24 protein-coding genes are annotated in these 22,565 nt (G+C 69.3%); 7 read left to right on the plus strand and 17 right to left on the minus strand.

The window, feature by feature from the left end; translation table 11 throughout:
• Window positions 1-18 precede the first annotated feature (18 nt).
• The gene (locus CKY28_RS04345; protein ID WP_095997121.1) at window positions 19-858 is read right to left on the minus strand and encodes an N-acyl homoserine lactonase family protein; all 840 of its coding nucleotides are present in this window, start codon (window positions 856-858) and stop codon (window positions 19-21) included.
• Between the two features lie 176 nt (window positions 859-1,034).
• Here CKY28_RS04345 and CKY28_RS04350 point away from each other — a divergent pair, with 176 nt between their 5' ends.
• Window positions 1,035-1,982, plus strand: a complete 948-nt coding sequence (locus CKY28_RS04350; protein ID WP_095997122.1) for a S41 family peptidase — start codon at window positions 1,035-1,037, stop codon at window positions 1,980-1,982.
• On the opposite strand, the gene CKY28_RS04355 is transcribed toward CKY28_RS04350, so the two are convergent.
• The 7 genes from CKY28_RS04355 to CKY28_RS04385 all read right to left on the minus strand — a co-directional run bounded on the left by CKY28_RS04355 (window position 1,979) and on the right by CKY28_RS04385 (window position 7,217).
• On the minus strand, window positions 1,979-2,929 hold the full coding sequence (locus CKY28_RS04355) for an NAD-dependent epimerase/dehydratase family protein (RefSeq protein ID WP_095997123.1): 951 nt from the start codon (window positions 2,927-2,929) through the stop codon (window positions 1,979-1,981). The genes CKY28_RS04350 and CKY28_RS04355 overlap by 4 nt on opposite strands.
• Window positions 2,930-2,933: 4 nt before the next feature.
• Window positions 2,934-3,620, minus strand: coding sequence for a glutathione S-transferase family protein (locus CKY28_RS04360; protein ID WP_095997124.1), 687 nt, complete (start codon window positions 3,618-3,620; stop codon window positions 2,934-2,936).
• A 4-nt stretch (window positions 3,621-3,624) separates the two neighbouring features.
• Window positions 3,625-4,260, minus strand: coding sequence for a CoA transferase subunit B (locus CKY28_RS04365; protein ID WP_095997125.1), 636 nt, complete (start codon window positions 4,258-4,260; stop codon window positions 3,625-3,627).
• The gene (locus CKY28_RS04370) at window positions 4,260-4,817 is read right to left on the minus strand and encodes a hypothetical protein (RefSeq protein ID WP_141243847.1); all 558 of its coding nucleotides are present in this window, start codon (window positions 4,815-4,817) and stop codon (window positions 4,260-4,262) included. The genes CKY28_RS04365 and CKY28_RS04370 overlap by 1 nt, the downstream gene beginning before the upstream one ends.
• 65 nt (window positions 4,818-4,882) lie before the next feature.
• Window positions 4,883-5,590 carry a CoA transferase subunit A gene (locus CKY28_RS04375; protein ID WP_095997127.1) on the minus strand — a complete coding sequence of 236 codons (708 nt, stop codon included), beginning with the start codon at window positions 5,588-5,590 and terminating at the stop codon, window positions 4,883-4,885.
• 65 nt (window positions 5,591-5,655) lie between these two features.
• Window positions 5,656-6,303 carry an HAD-IA family hydrolase gene (locus tag CKY28_RS04380; protein WP_095997128.1) on the minus strand — a complete coding sequence of 216 codons (648 nt, stop codon included), beginning with the start codon at window positions 6,301-6,303 and terminating at the stop codon, window positions 5,656-5,658.
• Window positions 6,300-7,217 (minus strand): SMP-30/gluconolactonase/LRE family protein, encoded by a 918-nt coding sequence (locus CKY28_RS04385; RefSeq protein ID WP_095997129.1) that lies wholly within the window; start codon window positions 7,215-7,217, stop codon window positions 6,300-6,302. Before CKY28_RS04385 ends, CKY28_RS04380 begins: the two co-directional genes overlap by 4 nt.
• A 60-nt stretch (window positions 7,218-7,277) precedes the next feature.
• On the opposite strand from CKY28_RS04385, the gene CKY28_RS04390 reads away from it, so the two are divergent.
• Window positions 7,278-8,921, plus strand: a complete 1,644-nt coding sequence (locus CKY28_RS04390) for a thiamine pyrophosphate-binding protein (RefSeq protein ID WP_095997130.1) — start codon at window positions 7,278-7,280, stop codon at window positions 8,919-8,921.
• A gap of 52 nt (window positions 8,922-8,973) precedes the next feature.
• Here the strand turns inward: CKY28_RS04390 and CKY28_RS04395 are convergent, their stop codons facing one another.
• The 8 genes from CKY28_RS04395 to CKY28_RS04430 all read right to left on the minus strand — a co-directional run bounded on the left by CKY28_RS04395 (window position 8,974) and on the right by CKY28_RS04430 (window position 17,219).
• Entirely contained in the window at window positions 8,974-9,195 is a 222-nt protein-coding gene (locus CKY28_RS04395) for a hypothetical protein (RefSeq protein WP_095997131.1), read from the minus strand.
• A 49-nt stretch (window positions 9,196-9,244) separates the two neighbouring features.
• Window positions 9,245-10,249, minus strand: a complete 1,005-nt coding sequence (locus tag CKY28_RS04400; RefSeq protein ID WP_095997132.1) for a UDP-glucuronic acid decarboxylase family protein — start codon at window positions 10,247-10,249, stop codon at window positions 9,245-9,247.
• 23 nt (window positions 10,250-10,272) lie between these two features.
• Window positions 10,273-11,352, minus strand: a complete 1,080-nt coding sequence (locus tag CKY28_RS04405; protein ID WP_095997133.1) for a CgeB family protein — start codon at window positions 11,350-11,352, stop codon at window positions 10,273-10,275.
• Window positions 11,349-12,437 (minus strand): CgeB family protein, encoded by a 1,089-nt coding sequence (locus tag CKY28_RS04410; RefSeq protein ID WP_095997134.1) that lies wholly within the window; start codon window positions 12,435-12,437, stop codon window positions 11,349-11,351. The genes CKY28_RS04405 and CKY28_RS04410 overlap by 4 nt, the downstream gene beginning before the upstream one ends.
• A complete protein-coding gene (locus tag CKY28_RS04415; RefSeq protein WP_095997135.1) occupies window positions 12,434-13,537 on the minus strand; it encodes a CgeB family protein in 1,104 nt (367 codons plus the stop codon). Before CKY28_RS04415 ends, CKY28_RS04410 begins: the two co-directional genes overlap by 4 nt.
• The gene (locus CKY28_RS04420; protein ID WP_095997136.1) at window positions 13,534-14,874 is read right to left on the minus strand and encodes a glycosyltransferase family 4 protein; all 1,341 of its coding nucleotides are present in this window, start codon (window positions 14,872-14,874) and stop codon (window positions 13,534-13,536) included. The genes CKY28_RS04415 and CKY28_RS04420 overlap by 4 nt, the downstream gene beginning before the upstream one ends.
• Complete coding sequence (locus CKY28_RS04425; RefSeq protein ID WP_095997137.1) at window positions 14,871-15,929, minus strand: SDR family NAD(P)-dependent oxidoreductase; 1,059 nt, start codon at window positions 15,927-15,929, stop codon at window positions 14,871-14,873. Before CKY28_RS04425 ends, CKY28_RS04420 begins: the two co-directional genes overlap by 4 nt.
• A gap of 174 nt (window positions 15,930-16,103) precedes the next feature.
• Window positions 16,104-17,219, minus strand: coding sequence for an SDR family NAD(P)-dependent oxidoreductase (locus CKY28_RS04430; RefSeq protein ID WP_095997138.1), 1,116 nt, complete (start codon window positions 17,217-17,219; stop codon window positions 16,104-16,106).
• A gap of 216 nt (window positions 17,220-17,435) precedes the next feature.
• On the opposite strand from CKY28_RS04430, the gene CKY28_RS04435 reads away from it, so the two are divergent.
• The 3 genes from CKY28_RS04435 to CKY28_RS04445 all read left to right on the plus strand — a co-directional run bounded on the left by CKY28_RS04435 (window position 17,436) and on the right by CKY28_RS04445 (window position 19,872).
• A complete protein-coding gene (locus CKY28_RS04435) occupies window positions 17,436-18,035 on the plus strand; it encodes a histidine phosphatase family protein (protein WP_095997139.1) in 600 nt (199 codons plus the stop codon).
• A gap of 143 nt (window positions 18,036-18,178) precedes the next feature.
• Entirely contained in the window at window positions 18,179-18,961 is a 783-nt protein-coding gene (locus CKY28_RS04440) for a TIGR04290 family methyltransferase (protein WP_095997140.1), read from the plus strand.
• Window positions 18,958-19,872 carry a glycosyl hydrolase gene (locus CKY28_RS04445; protein ID WP_095997141.1) on the plus strand — a complete coding sequence of 305 codons (915 nt, stop codon included), beginning with the start codon at window positions 18,958-18,960 and terminating at the stop codon, window positions 19,870-19,872. Before CKY28_RS04440 ends, CKY28_RS04445 begins: the two co-directional genes overlap by 4 nt.
• 1 nt (window position 19,873) lies before the next feature.
• Here the strand turns inward: CKY28_RS04445 and CKY28_RS04450 are convergent, their stop codons facing one another.
• Complete coding sequence (locus CKY28_RS04450) at window positions 19,874-20,392, minus strand: DUF1003 domain-containing protein (RefSeq protein ID WP_217989541.1); 519 nt, start codon at window positions 20,390-20,392, stop codon at window positions 19,874-19,876.
• Window positions 20,393-20,447: 55 nt separating this feature from the next.
• Here CKY28_RS04450 and CKY28_RS04455 point away from each other — a divergent pair, with 55 nt between their 5' ends.
• Both CKY28_RS04455 and CKY28_RS04460 read left to right on the plus strand, forming a co-directional pair.
• Complete coding sequence (locus CKY28_RS04455) at window positions 20,448-21,413, plus strand: MDR/zinc-dependent alcohol dehydrogenase-like family protein (RefSeq protein WP_342747132.1); 966 nt, start codon at window positions 20,448-20,450, stop codon at window positions 21,411-21,413.
• 117 nt (window positions 21,414-21,530) lie between these two features.
• The gene (locus tag CKY28_RS04460; RefSeq protein ID WP_095997144.1) at window positions 21,531-22,508 is read left to right on the plus strand and encodes a Gfo/Idh/MocA family protein; all 978 of its coding nucleotides are present in this window, start codon (window positions 21,531-21,533) and stop codon (window positions 22,506-22,508) included.
• The last annotated feature ends 57 nt before the right edge of the window (window positions 22,509-22,565 follow it).

Genomic DNA, 22,565 nt, shown 5'->3' on the forward strand with positions numbered 1-22,565 from the left:
GGGCCGCCGCGTCCAGTCCTACTCCGCAGCTTGCGGGAAGGCGGGAAGCTTAGCGACGTCGGCGGGCTCGTGCTGGATCACCACCGTCGCCTTGAGGTTCGCCGCCATGCGCTTGAACCGGTCGAGCGACGCCAGCGTATCGGCGCGGTTGGTGTTGAAGCTCGGCACGCCGTTCGTGTCGTAATTGCGCTGGAAATGCGCGAGGTCGCCGGTCAGGAGCACGTTGCCGCGCCCCCGCAGCCGCACCAGCAACGCATGGTGGCCGGGCGTGTGGCCGGGCGTGTCGATCATCACCACGCTGCCATCGCCGAACACGTCCTTGTCGCCCGTGACCTGCTCGACCTTGCCGCCGCCCGACACCCAGGGCGCGAGCGGCGCCGGGTCGACGCCGCGCGCCGGGGTCGGCGCGCTGACCGCGGCCCAGTCGCCTGCGCCGATCAGTAAAGTCGCGCCCGGGAAGTCACGCGCCTGGCCGGTGTGGTCGGCATGGTAGTGGCTGATGCCGATGCGCGTCACGCGTGCGGGATCGACGCCTAAGTCGCGGAGCTGCTCGACGACGGTGCGCTCGAGCCGGATCGGCGCCTTGGGATCATTGCGCGTCGCCGCTGCGTAGCCCGTGTCCCAAATCATCGCGTCCTGGCCGTGGCGGATCAGGTAGCAGCTCGCCACCAGCGGCATCTTCACGCCGTCATAGGCGTGCGTGTCGGAGAAAGCGGCGACGTCGCGCGGCCCCTTGGACTGGCCGCAGTCGAGCCGCGTCAGCGACACCTTGGAGCCAAGCGTCTGCGCCCCCACCGAATAAGCCGCGACGCCGCTCACGACGCAGCCGAATACCAACGCGAACAACGCACGTTTCATGATCGAAGTCCCCACCCACCCCATGAAGCACGCCGGCCCCTCACCGGCGCGTTCAAGCTCTTGGTTAACGGGTGTTTCGGGGGGCGCAAGCGGTGCTTCCTCGTCGCTCCGTCGCGAAACGCTGGCCGGCGTGAGCGGCTGCGCCTAGCCGTGCTCGAAATGCGGGGAGATGCCGAATGCGGACGGGAACCAAGATGCTCGCCGGACTGGCCGCGCTGATCACGATCGCGAACGGTCCGGCCGAGCCGGACGCGGCTACGCGGGCGCACAGCTTCGACGTGCTGCTGCGGCGGCTGGATCATTATGTCTTCCCGGAGAAGGCACCGGCGATCCGCGCGCGTTTGGAGGCCAACAAGGCCCGCCACCTCGCGCAGTCGGACACGGCCGCATTCATTAAGTCGGTCAACGCCGACCTGCTCGCGGCGTCGAACGACAAGCATCTTCACCTCTTCCTGCACGACGGCAAGCCTCCGCCCGCGGACCGTGCCGAGACGAATTACGGCATCCGGCGCGTCGAACGCCTGGCGAACGGCGCAGGACTGATCGAGCTGACCGGCTTCAGCGGCGACCACAGATCGGTCGGGGCGGTCGATGCGGCGATGGACCGCCTGCGCGGCGCGCGGGCGCTGGTGATCGACCTGCGCGCGAACGGCGGCGGCGGGCAGGCGGCGATGTACCGGCTGCTGGGACATCTCTTCCCCGAAAAAGTCGAGCTGAACGGCATCGCCTGGCGGGAGTGCGTCAATCCGCAAGCGGAATGGGGTCGAAGCTGCCGCCACGGACCGAGGCGAATCGAGCGGGCGTTCACCGACACGCCCGCCAGCCCAGCATTCCCCACGCAGCCCGTCTATGTCCTCACGTCCAAGGCCAGCTTCTCGGCGGCGGAGGCGGTCGCCTATGAGCTGAAGGTGCGCGGGCGCGGCATCGTCGTCGGTGAGACCAGTGGTGGCGGCGGCAACCCTAGCGCCGGCATGGACCTGGAGAGCCCGATCGTGATGGTCGTGCCAATCGGCGTCATGCACGAGGTGGTGAAAGGACCTGGCTGGGAGGGCAAGGGCGTCGTGCCCGACATAGCGACGCCGGCCGCCGATGCGGAAGCGGCGGCGCTGAAGGCGCTCGGCTAACCTTCCTTGGGCGAGACGTAGTCGGCGTCGTGCGCGAAGGGCAGCGGCGCCCCCGTCCGCAGCGCGTCCAGTACGGCGGCGAAGTCCGTGCGGGCGCGCCAGCCTAGGCGACGCTCGGCATGGCCGGCGTCGTACACGCGGTCGATCGCGCTCGGCAGGCGCCAGCCGCGACGGGCGTACAGATCAGCGGCTTCGGGGAAGTAGCGCGCGATCACGGCGGGGGCGTCGCGGCGCAGCTCGGCCGCATCCTCTCGCGAAAAAGGCGTCGGTGCGGAGAGGATGAAGGTGTCGAAGCCCAGCTCGGGCGCACGTTCCAGTGCCACGAGGTGGGCGTCGGCCGCGTCCTCGACGGTCAGGCGGCGGTGCAGCAGCTCGTTCGCCTTCATGTTCTCGCCCGACAGCGTGCGGTGCGTGTCGTCCTCCTCCGGGAAGAAGCGGCCAGTGCGGAGGATCAGGATGGACAGGCCCTGCTCCTCGTGGATGAGGCGGCAGAGGCGCTCGGCGGCGAGTTTGGTCACGCCGTAGATGTTGCGGGGTAGCAGGGGCGCAAGCGCTTCGTCGACCCATGCCGCCTCGCCGCCCCTGCCCTCGCGGATGGCGCGGCTGATCATCAGCGACGTGGTGGAGGTGAAGAGGAAGCGATCGCAGCCGGCGGTCACCGCCACCTCCAGCAGGTTGAGCGTGCCCGTGACGTTGACGTCGATGAACGCCTGGCGCGGGTAGCGGGCGATGTCCGGCTTGTGCAGCGCGGCGGCGTGGACCACCGCCTCCGGTCGGCGCGCCGCGAACGCCTGCTCGACGGCGGCGCGGTCGGCGACCGAGGCGACCACCTGCGTATGCTCGCCGGGCGCCACGTCGAAGCCGATGACCTCATGACCCGCGCGCGCCAGCAAGGGCGCGAGATAGCGGCCGAGCCAGCCGGAGGAACCGGTCAGGAGGACGCGCACAGGTCTAGCGCGAACGGTGGTCGGCGACGATGCGGCCCGTGGCCGCGAGCTCGGTCTCGTGGCTCTCTTCGCGCCAGGATTCGGTGAGCGCCTGAGCCTCCCAGTCGAGCATCGCGGGATGCGCCAAGACGTGCTCGACCCAGCGCCGGCCGGGCTCGCCGACGTGGAGGTCGTAGGTGCGGACGCGGTAGGCGACGGGTGCGTAGAAGGCGTCGACGACCGAGAAGTCGGGCCCGGCGAGCCCGGGGCCGCCGAACCGCTCCAGCCCCTCTGCCCAGAGCTCGGCGATGCGGGCGACGTCCCGCTCCAGCGCGGGCGAGCCCGGCGCGGGATCGACACGGACGCCGACGTTCATGGTGCGCTCGTTGCGGAGCGCCGCGAAGCCGCCATGCATCTCGCACACGGCCGAATAGGCCCAGGCGCGCGCGCCCTCGTCTCGCGGCCATACGCCCGGATGCCGTTCGGCGAGGTAGAGCGCGATGCCGAGCGAATCCCAGACGGTGTGCTCGCCGTCGAGGAGGACGGGCACTTGCCCTGTGGGCGAGAAGGCGCGGAACGCGGCCCAGTTGTCGTCGGATGCGAAGGGCTCGACGCGGTCCTCGAACGGAATGCCGAGCCCGCGCATCAGCAGCCAGGGGCGGAGCGACCAGCTGGAGTAATTGCGGTTAGCGGTGACGAGGACGTAGCCCATGCGGCTACGCCTCGTACCGCGCGGTCGTCTTCGCCTTCACCTCGTCCGCGGTCACGCCGGGCGCGAGCTCGATCAGCTTGAACGGCGACTGGTGGTCCGGCCGCTGGAACATCGCTAGGTCGGTGATGATCATGTCCACGACGTTCTTGCCGGTGAGCGGCAGCGTGCAGGCGGGGATGAACTTGGGGTCGCCGTTCTTGGACGTGTGCTCCATCACGACGATGATCTTCTTGACGCCCGCGACCAAGTCCATGGCGCCGCCCATGCCCTTGATCATCTTGCCGGGGATCATCCAGTTGGCGATGTCGCCGTTCTCCGCCACCTCCATCGCGCCCAAGACCGTCAGGTCGATATGGCCGCCGCGGATCATGGCGAAGCTGTCGCTGGACGAGAAATAGACCGACTGGGGCAGCTCGGAGATGGTCTGCTTGCCGGCGTTGATGAGGTCGGGGTCGACCTCGTCCTCGTACGGGAACGGGCCGATGCCGAGCATGCCGTTCTCCGACTGGAGCGTGACGGTCATGCCTTCGGGTATGTTGTTCGCCACCAGCGTCGGGATACCGATGCCGAGGTTGACGTAGAAGCCGTCGCGCAGCTCCTTGGCGGCGCGGGCGGCCATCTGGTCGCGGGTCCAAGGCATCAGCGGGCATCCTTACGTTGGTGAAAGCCGTCGAAGATCGCCTTGCGCGTCAGGAACTGCTCGCGCGTGACGGACGGGTCGGACAGCAACATGCAAGCGTTCAGCACCGCGACGGGTCGTTCAAAGCTCCAGTCCTCGAACGGCTCGTCGGCGGCACCGCGCTCCACGGTAGGGGAGGAACGGGCGGCGGCGGAGAACGCCGTGATTGCTTCCGAGCCGGCCTCGGCAAAGAGCGGTCCGGCGGCAGCGTCCAACGCGTCCCTGATCCGATTGTGGTAGATCGTGATCACGCCGGCGTTCCATCCCAGCGCCATGCGCGACGCGAGCACCTCGTCGGGTACGACCTGTCGCATCGTCGAGATCAGCGCGGCACGATAAGCGGGTCCGTACCGCGCGACGACGGCCGATCGCGCGTTCCGCAGGTTCGCACACCATCGGCGCACGCCGATACGCTCCAGCTCGCTTCGTGCGGCCGCATTATTGACCATCCGCTCATCGATGTGCCGCTGAAACAGGTGATCGCCGCCGCCGAGATAAGCGACGCGTTCGTCGGGCACGGGAGCGGTCGGCTGCTGCACACTCGCCAACGCTACGATGAGAGCGAGTGCGCCCGTCACGGCGGTTACGCCGCCTCCCTTTCACGGACGGTGCGAAACTCAATCTTCTTTTCGTACGGCGCGCCGACGATCATGCGCTTCACGTAGATGCCAGGCAAGTGGATGCAGTCGGGGTCGAAGCTGCCGACGGGTACGACCTCCTCCACCTCGGCGACGCAGATCTTCCCAGCCGTCGCCATGGGTTGGTTGAAGTTCCTCGCGGTCTTTCTGAAGACCAGGTTGCCGCTCTCGTCGGCCTTCCAGCCCTTGATGATCGACAGGTCGGCGCGGATGCCGCGCTCGAGGATATACTCCTCGCCGTCGAAGATCTTCACCTCCTTGCCCTCGGCCACCAGCGTGCCGACGCCCGTCTTGGTGTAGAAGCCGGGGATGCCTGCGCCGCCCGCGCGGCAGCGCTCGGCGAGCGTGCCCTGCGGGCAGAACTCCACCTCCAGCTCGCCGGACAGGTACTGGCGCTCGAACTCCTTATTCTCGCCGACGTACGACGAGATCATCTTCTTGACCTGGCGCGAGCGGAGCAGCTTGCCCAACCCTTCATTGTCGATGCCGGCGTTGTTGGAGGCGATCGTCAGGCCGGTAACGCCGCTCGCCTGGATGGCGTCGATCAGCCGCTCCGGGATGCCGCATAAGCCGAAGCCGCCCGCGCAGATCGTCATGCCGTCGTGGAGCAACCCGTCGAGCGCGGCGGCGGCGTGGGGGTAGAGCTTGTTCATGCGGCGTCCCTCCTGGGCCGCGGCGATAGCGACGCGCGGGCGAACGCGTCAAGGTGAATGGCGGTTCAGGTTCTGAGCGCGCCCGGCTCGACACCCAGCACCCGTTCCAGCTCTTCGAGCGCCTGCTCCTCTCCCGACACCTTGATCGCGGCCATGCCCATCGCCGCAGCGGGTTTGCAGTTGATGCCGAGGTCGTCGAGGTACACGCACTCCGCCGCGGGCACGCCGAGCGCGTCGGTCATCATAGCATAGATGCGCGGGTCGGGCTTGCGGACGCCGATTTTGCTCGACTCGATTACCCGGTCGAAGCGGGCGAGGACGGCGGCGACCGCCTGCGCCTTGGTGGGGTCGCCGTGCATGTCCGCGGGCACGTTGTTGGTGATGCAGCCGAGCGCGTAGCCGTGCGCCTTCAGCCGATCGATCGCGGCGACCATGCGCGGGCGGATGTCGCCCGCGAGCACCGCGAGCACGTCGCTCCCGCGCAACTCGTGGCCGAGCCGGGCCGCCTCTTCCGAGAACAGCCGGTCGAACATGGCGGCGTCGATCTCCGCGCGCTCGAAGCGGGCCCAGGCGTTCGAGTCCGGGTCGGCGGCGTTGATGCGGCGGATCAGGTCGCGGGGCAGGCCGCGCTCGCCTTCCAAGCGGTTGAACGCTTCGAACGGCGAGGTCGTAACGACGCCGCCGAAGTCGAAGATGACGGCGCGGTACGTCACTGGTGCGCGAGCCTGAGGCCCGGGCGCGGCCAGCGGCACTTCACCAGCCGGCCGGTGCCGGACAGCGTAATGTATGCGTCGCGCATGTCCTCGCCGCCGAAGCAGATGTTGGTGGTGAACGGGTCGTCGGTCGGCACGAACTCGACCAACTCGCCTTCCGGGCTGACGACGCTGATGCCGCACTCACCGATGGTGGCGACGCAAATATTGCCGTTCTCCTCGACCGCAAGCGAGTCGAAGAACTTGTAGCCGCCGGGCCGGTAGAGCGGCACGCCGGGGCCGCCGAGCGCCGGCGTCGTGTCGACCTCTCCGGGCGCGAGGACGTCGTAGGCGCGCAGGCGGCAGGTGTAGGTCTCGGCGGCGTAGAGGCAGCGACCGTCGGGCGAGAGGCCGATGCCGTTCGGGTTCTCGGATGGGAAAATCACCTCGCACAGCGAGCCGCCATCGGCTCGGGCGTAGAAAATGCCCGTGATATCGCGGGTTCGCTCGCGGTTCTTGCCATGGTCCGTAAACCAGAAGCCGCCGTGAGCGTCGAACACCAGGTCGTTGGGGCCGCGGAGCGTGCAGCCGAAGTCGCCGTCCTTGTAAAGCGTCTCGACATGACCCGTGCTCAAGTCGATGCGCTCAATCCGGCCGCCGGAATAGTCGTCGGGCTGGCCATGCGGGATGAGCAGGTCACCCAATTCGGCGTAGCGGAAGCCGCCATTGTTGCAGCAGTAGAGCTTGCCGTCAGGCCCGAGCGCGAGGCCGTTCGGTCCGCCGCCGGGCTCGGCGACGGTCTCGGTCGAGCCGTCCGGCTGGACGCGTGTGACGCGGCCGGCGGCGATCTCGACCAAGGTGACGCTCCCGTCCGACATAGCGACGGGTCCTTCGGGAAAGCGCAGGCCGGACGCGACGGTGGTGAAGTCGTACATAGCCTCTCCTTGCCCTTCGTCCCGGGCTAGGCGATGCGGGCCGGAGAAGAAAGCGGGAGGATGCGGATGCGTACGGGCGGACGGATGTTAGTCGATCAGCTGGTGATCCAGGGTTGCGAGCGCATCTTCACCGTACCGGGCGAGAGCTTCCTGGCCGTACTCGACGCGCTGCATGACGTGCCTGAAATCCAGACCGTGGTGTGTCGGCAAGAAGGCGGGGTCGCCTTCATGGCCTGCGCCGACGGGACTCTGACCGGGCGGCCGGGCGTCGCTTTCGTGACGCGCGGCCCGGGGGCGACCAATGCGTCGATCGGGGTGCATGTGGCGCGTCAAGACAGCCAGCCGATGATCCTGTTCATCGGCGACGTCGACCGCGGCACGCGCGACCGCGAGGCGTTCCAGGAGATCGACTTCCAGGCGATGTTCGCGCCCTTGGCGAAGTGGGCGGCGCGGATCGACGATGCACGGCGCATCCCGGAATATGTCGCGCGGGCTTACGCGACGGCGATGAACGGGCGGCCGGGGCCGGTGGTGCTGGCGCTGCCGGAGGACATGCTGCTGGACCAGGTGAAGGCGGTAGACCGGCCGCGGGTGGAACGCGCCGTCCAGGCCTGCGACCCCATAACGATGTGCGACTTGGGCGGGCTGGTCGGCGGGGCGGAGCGGCCGATGGCTATTATCGGCGGGGCAGGCTGGAACGCGAGGGCGGCGAGCGATTTCGCGCATTGGGCGGAGCGGTCCGGCATACCCGTCGCCGCGGCGTTCCGGCGGCAGGACGCGGTGCCGAACGACTGCGCGGTCTGGGCGGGCAATCTGGGCTATGGACCTAATCCTAAGCTGGTGCAGCGCGTACGCGACGCCGACCTGCTCCTCGTCGTGGGACCGCGGCTCGGCGAGGCGACGACGGACGGTTATCAGCTCGTCACGCCGGATCATCCTGGGCAGAGGCTGGTGCACGTTCATCCCGACCCCGAGGAGTTGAACAGCGCCTATCGCGCCGACGTGGCGATCTGCGCGGGGATGGCCGAGTTCGCGGATGCGGTGCTGGCGATCGACGTGGAGCCCTTCTCCACCGGAACCGACGCCCATGCGGAGTGGCTGGACTGGTCCACGCCCCGCCCGCGCGAGGGCGTCGCGCTTGATCTGGGTCCGTGCGTCGCCGCGATGCGCGAGCGGCTGCCTGCGGACACGATCATCTGCAACGGGGCGGGCAACTTCTCGGGATGGTGGCACCGCTACTGGCGCTATGCCGGGCCGGGTACGCAACTCGCGCCGACGGCGGGAGCGATGGGGTACGGCGTGCCGGCTGCGGTGGCGGGGTCGCTCCGGCATCCGGAACGGACGGTCGTCGCGCTGGCGGGGGACGGCGACTTCCTGATGAACGGACAGGAGCTGGCGACCGCGGTCCAGTACGGCGCGTCGATGCTGGTGCTGGTGATCGACAACGGCGCGTACGGCACGATCCGCATGCACCAGGAGCGCGAGTTTCCGGGCCGGGTGTCTGGGACGGGGCTCCACAATCCCGACTTCGCAGCGCTGGCGCGCGCATTCGGCGCTTACGCCGAGACGGTGGAGCGCACGGAGGAGTTCGCGCCGGCGCTGGAGCGCGCGATGGCGGAACCGGGCGTGCGGCTGCTGGACCTGAGGACGGACGTGGAGGTAATCACGCCAGGAACGACGTTGGACGCGATCAGGGCGAGGTAGTGCGCGAGCCCATCACCCCGGCTCGCGGCCGGGGTGATGGGGCATACGGACGCTAGTCGATGTCGATCGGCGCGGCGGGGGTATTCGGGCCGGTCTCGCCCCTGCCCCGCTCCGCTTGGCGCATCTTAGTGCCGGGCTCGAGGGGCTGGCCGATCCGGTCCTCGGCTCCGGGCACGCGCGTCGGCTCGCGATGGCCACCGGCCATTTTGTGCTCGTCGAGCGTGGGATCGAGATCGTTGTTGTTCGCCTTGCCGTTGCCGCTGTGCTCTTTCATGACGTCACTCCTTCGGAGAGCGTCAACGCCGCAGCGGCGGGCGTGATCCTCACTCCGCCGCGAGCACCTCGCGATCCATGGCGAGCTCGTCGGCGAACCAGGCGCAGGTCTTCTGCAGACCCTCCTCGAGCGTCACGACCGGCGTCCAGCCGAGCAGCTCGGCGGCGCGGCCGATATCGGGGCGGCGGCGGCGGGGATCGTCCTGTGGCAGGGGCAGGTAGACGACCTGGTTGCGGGTGCCGGTCATCTCGACGACGCGGTCCGCGAGGTCGCGCACGGTGAGCTCGACCGGGTTGCCGAGGTTTACCGGCTGTTGCCGCAGCGCGGGATCCTCGGCCTCCATGAGCCGGATGAGCCCATCCACCATGTCGGACACGTAGCAGAAGGACCGCGTCTGCGAGCCGTCGCCGTAGATGGTGATCGGCCGATCGGAGAGCGCCTGGCAGATGAGGTTGGAGACGACGCGGCCGTCGTCCGGGTGCATCTGCGGGCCGTAGGTGTTGAAGATGCGCGCCACGCGGATCTCGGCGCGGTCCATGCGGGCGTAGTCGAAGGTCAGCGCCTCGGCGGCGCGCTTGCCTTCGTCGTAGCAGGAGCGCGGACCGATGCAGCTTGTCCAGCCGCGATAGTCCTCGCGTTGCGGGTGCACTTCCGGATCGCCGTACACTTCGCTCGTCGAGGTCAGCAGGAAGCGCGCGCCGGCCTTCTCCGCCAGTCGGAGTAGGTGGTGCGTGCCGACGACGTTGGTCAGCATCGTGTGCTCGGGGTCCGCCTGATACTGCGGCGGCGAGGCGGCGCAGGCGAGGTTGTAGACGCGCGTGATTCGGTGCGCCTGGGCCGTCACCGTCTCGGGCAGGGGCAGCACGATGTCGTGCTCGACGAAGCGGAAACCGGGCCTGCCCTGGAGCAGGCGGAGATTGGAGGGCCGCGCGGTCTGGAGGTTGTCGAGGCAGAGCACCTCCCTGCCCTCGTCCAGCAACCGCGCCACCAGGTGCGAGCCGATGAAACCCGCGCCGCCCGCCACCAGGATCAGCTCGCTCTCGGACCTCGCCATGGCCTTCTCTCCTTTTTCTTTTCTCATGCGGCCGCGCTGGTCCGCGGTAACGTTCGGGCGCGCGCGGCGAGCAGGTGCTCCTCCAGCTCGGCGGCGCGATGACCGGCGGTGTGGGCGGCGAGCACGCGCGTGCGGGCGGCCTCGCCGAGTTCGGCGGCGTCCGGCCGGTCGAGCGCGTCCGCGACCTGATCCGCCGATCGGGCGAGCACTATCTCGCGGCCCGGGGTGAACAGCGTATCCAACCCGTCCCACAGGTCGGAAATGATGGGCGTGGCGCACGCGGCCGCCTCGAACAGGCGGACGGAGGGCGACCAGCCGGAGGCGATCATATCGGCACGTGTTACGTTCAATGTGAACCGGGACGCGGAGTAGAAGGCGGCGTGCTCCGAGGGCGGCAGATGGTCGATGCGGTCGACGTTCGCCGGCCAGTCGATCCCGTTCGGATATTGCGGACCGGCGACGACGAACTTCTTGTCCGGCCGCGCACGCGCGGTCTCGACGAGCAGGCGTTCGAGCGTGGGCTGGCGGTCGGCGCTGTAGGTGCCGAGGTAGGACAGGTCCCAACGCACGGCCGCGTCCGCCGGGCGGTACGCCTCCTCGTCGACCGAGCAGTAGAGCGCGCAGGCGGCGGGCGAGCCGTGCTCCCGCTCCAGCCGCTCGAGCGTCGGGCCGCCGGTGAAGGACAGGTACAGATCGTAGCCCGGAATGAGGTCGGGCGAGAGATACTCGAAATCGCCGCGCGCGAGCTTGGCGAGCGTCACGGGCGTGTCGATGTCGTAAAAGGCGGTCACGCCCTGCGCGCGCGCCTGCACCCAGCGGCCGACCGCGACCCCGTCGGGGACGTAGGATCCGACGATCACCGCGTCGGCGGCGGCCACCTCGCGCGACCAGCGGTCCAGGTCCCCGACGCTGTCGTAGAACTCCAGGCGGCAATAGGCGGGGTCGGCGAGGTCGCGCTGGCTGGCATACCAGGGGACGTCGCGCTCCAGGAACAGCACGTCATGGCCGCGCGCGGCGAACGCCTTCAGGAGCGCGCGATAGGTGGTCGCGTGGCCGTTGCCCCAGGAGGAGCTGAGCGAGAGGCCGAGGACGACGAGCTTCATGCCGCCTTCCGTTCGCGGGCGAGGTGTTGCCGGAACAGCGCGTGGACCTGGCGACCGCGCAACTCGTAGGTGTGCTCGGCCAGCACGCGGCGGAGCGCGGCTTGGCCGATGGCGCGGGCGCGGTCGGGCGTAAGCTGCGCCAGGTGGTCGGCGACGTCCTGGCCGTCGCGGGCGACGAGCACCTCCTCGTCGGGGATCAGGAACTGCTCGATCCCCTCCCACGCGTCGGTGATGAGGCAGGCGGCGGCGCCGGCGGCTTCGAACACGCGGGTGGCGGGGCTGAAGCCGATATTCGCCATCGAGTCGCGCGCGACGTTCAGCACGGCGCTGGGCGTGCAGTTGAACGCGTTGTGTTCGGCCGTGTAGACATGGCCGCGGTGCCGGACGTTGGCCGGCATCTGCTTCGTCTCCCAGCCATTGCCGCCGATCAGGAACTTACGATCCGCGAGCATGGCGGCGGGGCGGAGGAAGAACTCCTCCACGCGCGCTTCGCGGTCGGGCAGGCGGTTGCCAAGGAAGGCGAGGTCGCAGGCGAAGCGCTGGTCGGGGCCGACCGGGTGGTGGGTATCGGGATCGAGCGCGTTGTAGACGGGCACGCACTCGGCCGCGCCGAAGCCGGTGTAGGCGTCCACCACGGGCGGGCCGCCGCCATAGGTGAGCACCATGTCGAGATCGGGAAGCGCGCGGAGCACTGGATGATCGGGCGCCCCACGCATCTCGTCGAGCGTGGCGGCGGCGTCGACGTCCCAGAACAGCTTGAGCGCGTCGGGACGGGCATGGCGCACCACGCCTTCGATCAGCTCGCGGTCGAACACGCCCACGCCGCTCGCCTTGACGACGATGTCGGCGCGGGGCGCTTCGGCGAGGACGGACGCGAGGCCGTCCGCGGTGGCCGGGTAGACGACGACCTTGGCGTAGGGCGGCGGGTCGATGTCGCGGTGCTGCTGGCGGTCGAAGGCGTCGGGTTCGTAGAAGGTGATGTCGTAGCCGTGCCCCGCCAGCGCGCGGAGGACGCCGCGATAATAGGTCGCGGCGCCGTTCCAGTAGGATGAGAGCAGGCTGGAGCCGTAAAAGGCTAGTTTCACGCGGCGTCCTTCTTGGATGAGGAGAGCTGGGCGACGACGGCGAGGAGCTCGTCGACGCGATGGGCGCAGGTGTGGCGGGCGCGGATCGTCTGGAGGCCGCTCGCGACGAGGGCGGCGCGGAGGTCGGGGTCGGCGCGAAGTGCACGAAGGTGCCGCGCAACGGCGTCCCCGTCCTGGGCCCAGAGGATGTCGCCGGGCCGGAACAGGCCTTCGCTGTCGGCCCAAGGTGCTGAGATCAGGGGAATCCCGCAGGCGAGCGCTTCGAAGACGCGGATGGTGGGGATGCCGGGGAGGATGGTGGCGTAATAGCGGCGGGGGACGTGGACGGTTGCCATATGCCGGGCGAAAATGCCGGGCGCAGAGGCGTTTGGCGTCCATCCATGATAGCGCGCCTCAAATCGCGCGAGCGTCGCGCGGGCTTGGTCCGGGTAACGCACGCCGTAAACATCGAGTGGCGTTCCGGTATCCCGCGTCGGCGCGAACAGGAAGCGCTCGAGCTCGGCGGTGCGCTCGCCGTCGCCCCAATTGCCGATCCAGACGACGCCTTCGCGATCCCGCTCGACGGCGGGCGGGTGGAAGAGGCGCGTGTCGGCGGCCTCGTGCCAGGTCCAGACGCGCCCTCCCCAGCCCCAGCGGCGATACACCTCGGACAGCGTCTCACCGAAGGCGAGGACGCCGTCATAGCCGGACAGGTCGAAGGCGCGGATCGCGTCAGGATCGGACACGGCGCGGTGGTGCGTGTCATGGAAGAGCAATAAGAATTGACCGCCCGCCCTGCGCAGCCGACCGATCTCCGCGACGAGCGCGGGCTCATTCCACTCGTGAACGATCACGAGGTCGGCGTCGCCGATCAGCGTCTCGGGGTGTGCGTCCGGCGCGAAGCTGGTGGAGGAGAGCTCCGGATAAGCGGTCCGGTACGCCTGCAATCCCGTCTCACCTGCGTCGGCCAGGAGGTTGGAAAGGCTCCAGTTCCCTTCCGGCTCATAGGCGCGGACGTCGTGGCCGCGGGCGATCAGTTCGCGGAGGACGCCGCGCAGGAAGTGGGCGTTGCCGTGGTTCCAGCAGCTCGCCAACGAATGCGTGAAATAGGCGATCTTCATGCGGCCGCCTTTCGCGCCGGGGATAGGCGGGCGTAGATGTCGGCCATCGCCGCCGCGGTCGCCTCCGGCGTGTAGCGGGCGGCGCGGCGGAGCGCGGCCTGGCCGAGCGCCTCGCGCTGGATCGGATCGGCGATAAGTTCCTCGATTACAGCAACGTAAGCTGCATCGTTATCGGCGGGTACGAACAGCGCCGCACCGTCCCACAGCTCGCGAAAGGTCGGGATGTCGGACAGCACGAGCGCGCAGCCGGCCTGCGCAGCCTCGAGCACGGCAAGGCCGAACGGCTCGAAGGTCGCGGCCGAGACGAACACGGGCTGGCGCGCGAGCTCGGCGGCGAGCGCGGGGGCGGACAGGTTGCCGAGCAGCGTCAGATGCTCGGGCGCGACGGTCTCGCCATGCGGACCGGTCAAGGCACCGGCGGCGCGGAGCGGGACGGAGAGCCGCTGGGCGACGCGGTCGAGGATGGCGGTTCCCTTGACGCGATCCCAGAGACGGCCGGCGGTGAAGGCGTGCGCGGCGGGCTTCACGTACTGCCCCTCTCCCCGGCCCGCATCAGGTAAACCGTCCCCCGGACGGTTTAGGTCAGCCTGGGAGGCTGACCGACCTGATGCGCCCCAGAGGGGAGAGGGAGCAAGAGGGGTGCGGCCGTTGTGGATCGCGAGCGGCGCGGTCGGGAGCGCGTAGGTGGCCTGGAGGTCGGCGGCGAAGCTGATGCTGGGCGCGACCGCGACGTCGGCGGCGAGGAGGCCGGCGCGCATCAGGTCAGCCTGCCACGCATAGGCCGGGTCGGGGGCGCAGCCGTTCGCGGCGCGCCACCAGGTGGCGACGCAGCCGTGCGCGACCGCCACGACGGGCTGGGCGAAGCGGGCCCGCGCGGCGAGCGTGGGGGAGTTGAGGTGGACGATGTCGGCGCGGAGGTCCCGGGCGAGGTCGGCGAGCGCCTGGCCGGCGGCGAGGACGGGGTCGGGGCCGGCGGCGAGCCAGTCGAGGGGGAGGTCGGTGGGGAGGACCCGCACCCCGCCGGCTCCCACCGTTTCCGTCATGCCGGACTTGATCCGGCATCCACGCGCGTCCGCTTGTTCGACAGCACCTTCACGAACGCGAGTGCCGCGCATGGGCCCCGGCTCAAGGCCGGGGTGACGGATTGAGTGGGGCGAAAGACGCGCTTGCGCCTCCGCCCCCGCATAAAGGTCGGCGAGCTGCTCCGCGCTCGGCGCCGGTCCCAGCACCGCGATCGTGGTCTCGACGCCGTGCGGGACCAGCGCCGCGGCCAGCTCGGTCGCGTATTGCCAGACGCCGCCGACCGCGTCCGCGGTCATGAGGAGGCGCGTGGTCATTCGGCGGCCTGCAGCACGGGGACGGCGATGTTGAGGCGGCGCTCCTCCGCGAGCCAGCGGGCGAGGTTTGCGACGCCTTCGCGCCACGGGACCTTGGGCTGGAGCGCCAGCGCCGCGTCCGCCCGGCGGCTGTCGGCGACGAAGTAGCGCTGGTCGCCCGCGCGCCAGTCCGCGAGCGACAGGTCGACCTCGCGGCCGGTGATGTCGGCGATGTGCTCCAGCAGCCGGCGGAGCGAGACCGCGTTCTCCGGTCCGCCGCCGAGGTTGAACGCGCGGCCCTTCACCTCGTCGATGCGGCGCCACGCCTGCACGTAGGCGTCGACCGCGTTGGAGACGTCGAGGATGTCGCGGACCTGGCAGCCGTCGCCGTAGAGCGTGATCGGCTTGCCCTCCAGCGCGCGGATCAGGAAGTGCGCGACCCAGCCCTGGTCCTCGGTCCCCATCTGGCCGCGGCCGTAGATGCAGCTCATGCGGATGACCGCGGTGGGCACGCCGAAGCTGCGGGCGTAGTCGAGGACGTATTGGTCGGCCGCCCCCTTCGACACGCCATAGGGCGTGTGGAAGTCGAGCGGCCGATCCTCCCCTATCCCGTGATCGCGGACGTCGGCGTCGACGGGGACATAGGTGTCGCCGTCGAGGCGGAAGTCGAGGTCGGCGAGGTCGCCATAGACCTTGTTGGTGGACGCGAAGATCAGGGGCACGGCCCCGCCCCTCGCCCGCAATGCTTCGAGCAGGTTGAGCGTGCCGAGGATGTTGACCTCGAAATCCTCGACCGGGTCGAGCATCGAGGTGGTGACCGCCACCTGCGCGGCGAGGTGGAACACCGCCTGCGCGTCCGACGCGGCGCGGGTGAGCTCCGCCTTGTCGCGGATGTCGGCCCGGACCAGCTCGACGCGGTCGCCGTGGCGGGATTTCAGCCACTCGACGTTGCGCTCGACGCCCGCGCGGGCGAGCGCGTCGTAGAGGCGGACGCGGTGGCCGTCGGCGAGGAGGCGGTCGGCGAGGTTGGAGCCGATGAAGCCCGCGCCGCCGGTGATGAGGATGGGGGCGTCCATCTTATTCCTCCCCCGCTTCAGCGGGGGAGGGGGACCGCTCGCGTAGCGAGTGGTGGAGGGGGTGCTGGGCGATGCCGCATCCCGTCGCTCCCCCTCCACCACCGGCCCAAACGGGCCGGCGGTCCCCCTCCCCCGCATCTATGATGCGGGGGAGGACTGCGACGAAAAGGGCGCTCACGCGACCAGCCCTCTTGCTTCCAGTTCCGCGCGCATCTTCTCGACGCGATCCTCGGCGGTCTGGTGCGCGACCCATTCGGCCAATTCGGCGAGGCCCGCCTCGAAGTCCTGGCGGGCGCGGAAGTCGATGGTGCGGGCGGCGAGGCTCGTGTCGCAGAAGCAGTGGCGGATGTCGCCGATGCGCGCCTTGCCGACGATCTGCGGCGCGATGTCGTTCTTGCCCATCGCGCGGGCGAGCGAGTGGGCGACCTCGGTGACCGAACGGTCCTGGCCGGAGCCGATGTTGAACGTGCCGCCCTTGGCCTCCGGCAGGAAGAGCGAGTCGGCGAAGGCGCGCGCCACGTCGGTGACGTGCACGAAGTCGCGCCGCTGCTCGCCGTCTTCGAAGATCATCGGCTGCTGGCCGTTGAGGAGCCGCGAGGCGAAGATGGCGAGCACGCCCGTATAGGGATTGGAGAGCGCCTGGCCGGGACCGTAGACGTTGAACAGGCGCAGGCACACGCTCTCGATGCCGTAGGGCTCGCCCATGATGTGCGTGGTGCGCTCCTGGACGTATTTGTTGAGCGCGTAGATGGACGAGAGCGCGGGACGCTTCCATTCGGGCGTCGCGACCGGGTCGAGCGGGCGGCCCTGGCCGTCGACCGGCTCCCAGTTGGAGAGGCCGTCGCGTAAGCCCTTGCGCTCGGCGTCCTCGACGAGATTTCCGTCCCGATCGCGGTAGAGCCCCTCGCCGTAGATCGACATGGAGGAGGCGGTGACGACGCGGCGCACGGGCTTGTCGATCAGCCGTTCGAACAGCACGGCGGTGCCGACGTCGTTGGTCGAGGTGTAGCGCTCGACCTCGTACATCGACTGACCGACGCCGACCTCGGCGGCGAGGTGGACGACCGAGTCGACTCCCGCCAGGGCTCCGGCGACCGCGTCGCCGTCGCGGACGTCGCCGCGGATCAGCTCGGCCTCCGGATCAAGCATTTTGGAGCCGTCCACATGCCCGTGGACCTGCTCGATCAGGCTGTCGAGCACGCGGACCTTGTGCCCGCGCTCAAGCAGCTCCTGGACGACGAAACGGCCGATGAACCCGGCGCCGCCGGTGACGAGAACGGTCTCGCTCATGCGAGCGCCTCAACGGCTTGTGTTCCGGTTACCTTGCGACTCACCACCGATTGAGTCATGTTGTCGACGCAGCCCCCTTTATTGCCACGGAAGCGTAACGAAGCTTCTTCTTCTTTGTTCCTCGTAAGTAGAAGAAGCTGGAACCGGGGCGGCTTCGAAGCGTCTTTGCCGCCACAGCCGCGGTCCGCGGACGGGGACGACCACGGGGGGACATAGTTGGCGGCGACGCTTATCCTGGTGCGGCATGCCGCGCACGTGCACCTCAACAAGATCCTGTCGGGGCGGACGCCGGGCGTGCCGCTGAGCGAGGCCGGGCGCGCGCAGGCGATGCGGCTCGCGGCCGTGCTGGCGGAGCGACGGCCGGCGCTGGTGCAGACCAGCCCGATCGAGCGCGCGGAGCGGACGGCAATCGCGATCGCCGACGCGGCGCGGGTCGGGATTGAGCGGGCGGACGCGCTGGTAGAGATCGACTTTGGCAAGTGGACGGGCACCCCGTTCGAGGAGCTGAATGGCGACCCCGACTGGGACTACTGGAACGCCGAGCGGGCGACGGCGCGGCCGCCGAGCGGCGAGAGCATGGGCGAGGCGCAGGCGCGGATCGTGGCGCACCTGGCGGCGGTCGCGGCCGAGCATGATGGCGAGACGGTGGTGCTCGTGTCCCACGCGGACATGATCCGCGCGGCGGTGGCGCATGTGCTGGGGCTCGACCTCGGCGGCTACTCGCGGTTCGATATCGGTCCGGCGTCGGCGACGACGTTGGTGTGGGGCGACTGGGGTGCGAAGCTGGTAGCGTTGAATGAGGGGCTTGGCGCTTGAACACCGAGCCGCCTACCCGCCGTCATGCCGGACTTGTTCCGGCATCCATCGTCGTGCGAGCGATCCGCTCGGTGTGCGCGGACCACGATGAACCCCGGGCCAAGTCCGGGGTGACGAAGGCAAGAAGAAAAAGGGAGGACTGATTGGCGACTAGTACGCTCCGGGACGAGGTTGAGGCGCTCGCGCCCTGGTTCCACAATATTGAGCTGCCGGGCGGGCTAACGACCGCGCCCGAGCATTTCCTGGGCGACTATCCCCGGTTCAAGTTCGAGACCTTCGCGGACGCGCTGCCGGCCGACCTCTCGGGCAAGTCGGTGCTCGATATCGGTTGCAACGCCGGCTTCTACTCCGTTGAAATGAAACGACGCGGGGCCGAGCGCGTGCTCGGGATCGACGCGGATGAGCGCTACCTGCAGCAGGCGCGGCTGGTGTGCGACGCGCTGGACTTCACGGGGGTCGAGTTCCGCAAGCTCGACGTGTACGACGTGGGCGCGATCGGCGAGACGTTCGACCTCGTGGTGTTCATGGGGGTGCTCTACCACCTGCGGCACCCGCTGCTGGCGCTCGACCTTATCCGTGAGCATGTCGCGGGCGACCTGATGCTGTTCCAGACGATGCAGCAGGGGTCGAAGGACGTGATGGACGTGCCGGAGAACCACCCGTTTTTCGAGCCGGGCACGTACGTGCAGCCGCGCTATTTCGACGATCCGCGCTACCCCAAGATGCACTTCATCGAGCGGCGGTTCGCGGACGACTGGACCAATTGGTGGGCGCCGAACCGAGCGTGCTCGGAGGCGATGCTCAGGAGCGCGGGCTTCTCGGTCGTGTCCCGGCCGGCGGACGACGTTTATCTTTGCCGCGTGGAACAAAGGCCTTACGGCGAGTGGGGACCGTTCGCGGTGTATCCGGCAGGAGGAAAAAGTTGATCGAAGCGGCGATGATCTGGAACGAGCCCAACAACAAGTCCCATTGGGACCCGGAGCTCGATCCCGATTGGAGCAAGTTCGCCGAGCATGTACGCCTGGCCGGAACCGCGATCCGGGCGGTGAACCCGACGCTGCCGCGGGTGCTGGGCGGCATGTCGCCGATCGACCCGCTCTGGGTGCAGCGCATGGAAGGACACGGCGCGCTGGATCACGTGGACGTGATCGCGGTGCACGGCTTTCCGCTCGACTGGAACCTGTGGACGATCCACCAATGGCCCGAGAAGATCGCGGAGATCGAGGCGGTCACCGACAAGCCCGTCTGGGTGACGGAGGTCGGCGTCGGCTCGTTCGGCGCGGAGGAGGTGCAGGTGTTCGGCATGAGCAAGACCGCCGAGCTCCTGGTCGGGCGCGTGCCGCGGATCTTCTGGTACTCGCTGTTCGACCTGCCGATGGAGTGGGGCGCTACCACGCGTCACCGCGAGGCGGAGGGGTCGAGCTACTACCGGCATTTTTACATGGGCCTGATCCGCGCGGACGGGACGCCGAAGCCGGCGCTGGACGAGTATGCGCGCGTGGCGGGCGAGATGGGGTTGATGCAGTGGTTCCACTTTGAGGACCCGCGGCTCGACAGCGCGGTGGAGTGGATGCGCAAGCTCGGCACGCGCAAGCTGCGGACCGGCTTGAGCTGGGCGGACAGCTTTCGGCCCAATGCCACCGACTGGTTCGATCGGCAGATGGACGCGCTGGCCGAGTTCGACGTGACGCTGACTTTCTGCTTCACGCCCGAGCATCTGGGGCTGGCGCCGCACCATACGTCGCCGGCGCAGGAGCCGCAGCGGTTCGCGGATTTCTGCGCGTGGGCGATCGAGCGGTATGCGCCTGCGCAGTCGGCGGCCGCGGCGGCGGAGTGAGCTACGGCTTGATCTCGTTCGCCTCGATCGCGTCGAGCACGACTTCCGGGTTCACATTCTCCTCGATCTCACGGAGGTCGGGCGTGTCGGCGTGGACGCCGAGCTTCTCCGCCATCGCGGCCACCACGACGGCGAGCTTGGACAGCTCGTGCTCGGTCAGGAGGCTGATCTGGAGATCGAGGTCGGCGCGGCGGTCGGCGGCGGCGGCCATGCGGTTCTGGCTGATGAGCACGAAGGTGGACAGGAAGATCGCCTCCACCGACGCGATCATCGCGAGGACGACGAAGCTCGGGTCCCAGGGCGGAAGCGGCGTCCAGCCGAGGTTCGCGACGATCCAGCCGCCGAACAGGACGAGATGGATGAGCACGAACGTCATGGAGCCGGTGAAGCCGGTAATGCGGTCGGCGACGCGGTCGGTGATCGGCGCTTCGGCGATCTCGCGGCGGCGGCGCTTGGTGAGGCGTTCGATATTCTCCGCCAGCGTCTCCGTCATGCCGGGCGGCGGGTGATGATCGGTCATCTGCTTTCCCATCCAGAGTAGAAGCTCAACGCGTTTTCCCCTGAAAGGTTGTTTTGTGAACGGAACGATGCAGGCCGCCGTGCTCGAGGCGCCGGCGACGATGCGGGTGCACGAGGTGGCCGTGCCGCAGCCCGGGCCGGGCGAGGTGCGCATCCGGCTGGAGGGATGCGGCGTGTGCGCGTCCAACGTCGAGCCGTACGAGGGCCAGCCCTGGTCCACCTTCCCCGGCGAGCCGGGCGGCATGGGGCATGAGAGCTGGGGCGTGGTCGACGCGGTCGGACCGGGCGTCGACGGGCTGGCGGTAGGCGACCGCGTGGCGGCGCTGTCGGGCAAGAGTTACGCGCAGTACGACGTCGCGAGGGCCGAGATGGTCGTGAAGCTGCCGGACGCGCTCGCCGGTCGGCCCTTTCCCGGCGAACCGCTGGGGTGCGCGTTTAACATCTTTCGGCGCGCGGACGTGCAGGCCGGGCAGACGGTGGCGATTGTGGGGATCGGGTTTCTCGGCGCGGTGCTGTGCCGGCTGGCGACGGACGCCGGCGCGCGGGTGATCGCGATTTCGCGGCGCGAGTCGTCTCTGGAGCTGGCGCGTCAGTACGGCGCGGCCGAGACGATCCCGATGCACGACCACTACGCGATCATCTCGCGCGTGCAGGAGTTGACGGGCGGCAAGGGCTGCGAGCGGGTGGTCGAGGCGGTGGGCAAGCAGTGGCCGCTCGACCTCGCGGGCGAGCTGGTGGCCGAGGGCGGACGGCTGGTGATCGCGGGCTACCATCAGGACGGGCCGCGGCAGGTGTCGATGCAGATGTGGAACTGGAAGGGCATCGACGTCGCCAACGCGCACGAGCGCGATCCGGAGGTGCAGATGCGGGGACTGCGCGAAGCGGTGGAGGCGGTCGCGTCGGGTCGGCTCGATCCGGAGCCGTTGTACACGCACCGCTACACGCTTGACCGGCTGGGCGAGGCGCTGGAGGCGACGCGCGACAAGCCGGACGGGTTCGTGAAGGCGTTGATCACCTACTGACCACCCTTACCCGTCCCGACCCGTCATCCCAGCGAAAGCTGGGATCGCGTGGTTCGGGCCGGGTGCCCACTCCCACAACGACCCCAGCTTTCGCTGGGGTGACGATCAGGATGTGACATGACAAAACCGCGGATCGGCTTTCTCGGCGTGGGCTGGATCGGGCGGCATCGCATGGAGGCGATGCTTGCGACCGGGTTGGTCGAGGCGGCGGCGGTCGCGGATCCTTCGCCGGAGATGGTGGCGGAGGCGGTGAAGCTCGCGCCGGCGGCCGCGGTCGTGGACGGGCTCGATGCGATGCTCGAGCTGGGGCTGGACGGGGTGGTGATCGCGACGCCGTCGGCGCTGCATGCGGAGCAGTCGATCCGGGCGCTGGAGGCGGGCGCGGCGGTGTTCTGTCAGAAGCCGCTGGGGCGAGACGCGGCCGAAGCTGCGCGCGTGGTCGAGGCAGCGCGGCGGGCGGACCGGCTGCTCGATGTGGACTTCTCCTACCGGCACACGGCGGGCATACGGGCGATCGCCGAGCTGGTGCGCTCGGGCGAGCTGGGCCGGGTATTCGCGGTCGATCTGACGTTCCACAACGCCTACGGGCCGGACAAGCCGTGGTTCTACGACCGGGCGCAGTCGGGCGGCGGGTGCGTGATGGATCTGGGCGTGCACCTGGTCGACCTCGCGATGTGGACCTTGGGCGCGGATGCGGCCGACGAGGTCGCGGCGCAGCTGTTCGCGGGCGGGGAGCCGCTGAGCGGGAACGCGGTCGAGGATTACGCGGTGGCGCAGATGCGGATCGGCGGCGCGGCGGTGCGGCTGGCGTGTTCTTGGCGGGTGAACGCGGGCGTGGACGCGGAGATCGGGGCGACCTTTTACGGCACGGGCGGGGGCGCGAGCTTTCGGAACGTGGGCGGGAGCTTCTACGACTTCGAGGCGCTGCGGTTCCGGGGAACGGCGCGCGAGACGCTGGCGGGGTCGCCGGACGAGTGGGGCGGACGTGCGGCGGCGGACTGGGCGCGGCGGTTGAGCGAGGGCGTGCGGTTCGATCCGGCGGCGGAGAGGATCGTGGCGGTGAGCCGGGTGCTGGACCGGATCTACGCTGGCTGACCTATCCGACTTCCCTCTTCGTCATGCCGGACTTGTTCCGCCATCCATCGTCGTGCG

Source organism: Sphingomonas lenta, assembly GCF_002288825.1.
GTDB classification, from domain to species: Bacteria; Pseudomonadota; Alphaproteobacteria; order Sphingomonadales; family Sphingomonadaceae; genus Sphingomonas; species Sphingomonas lenta.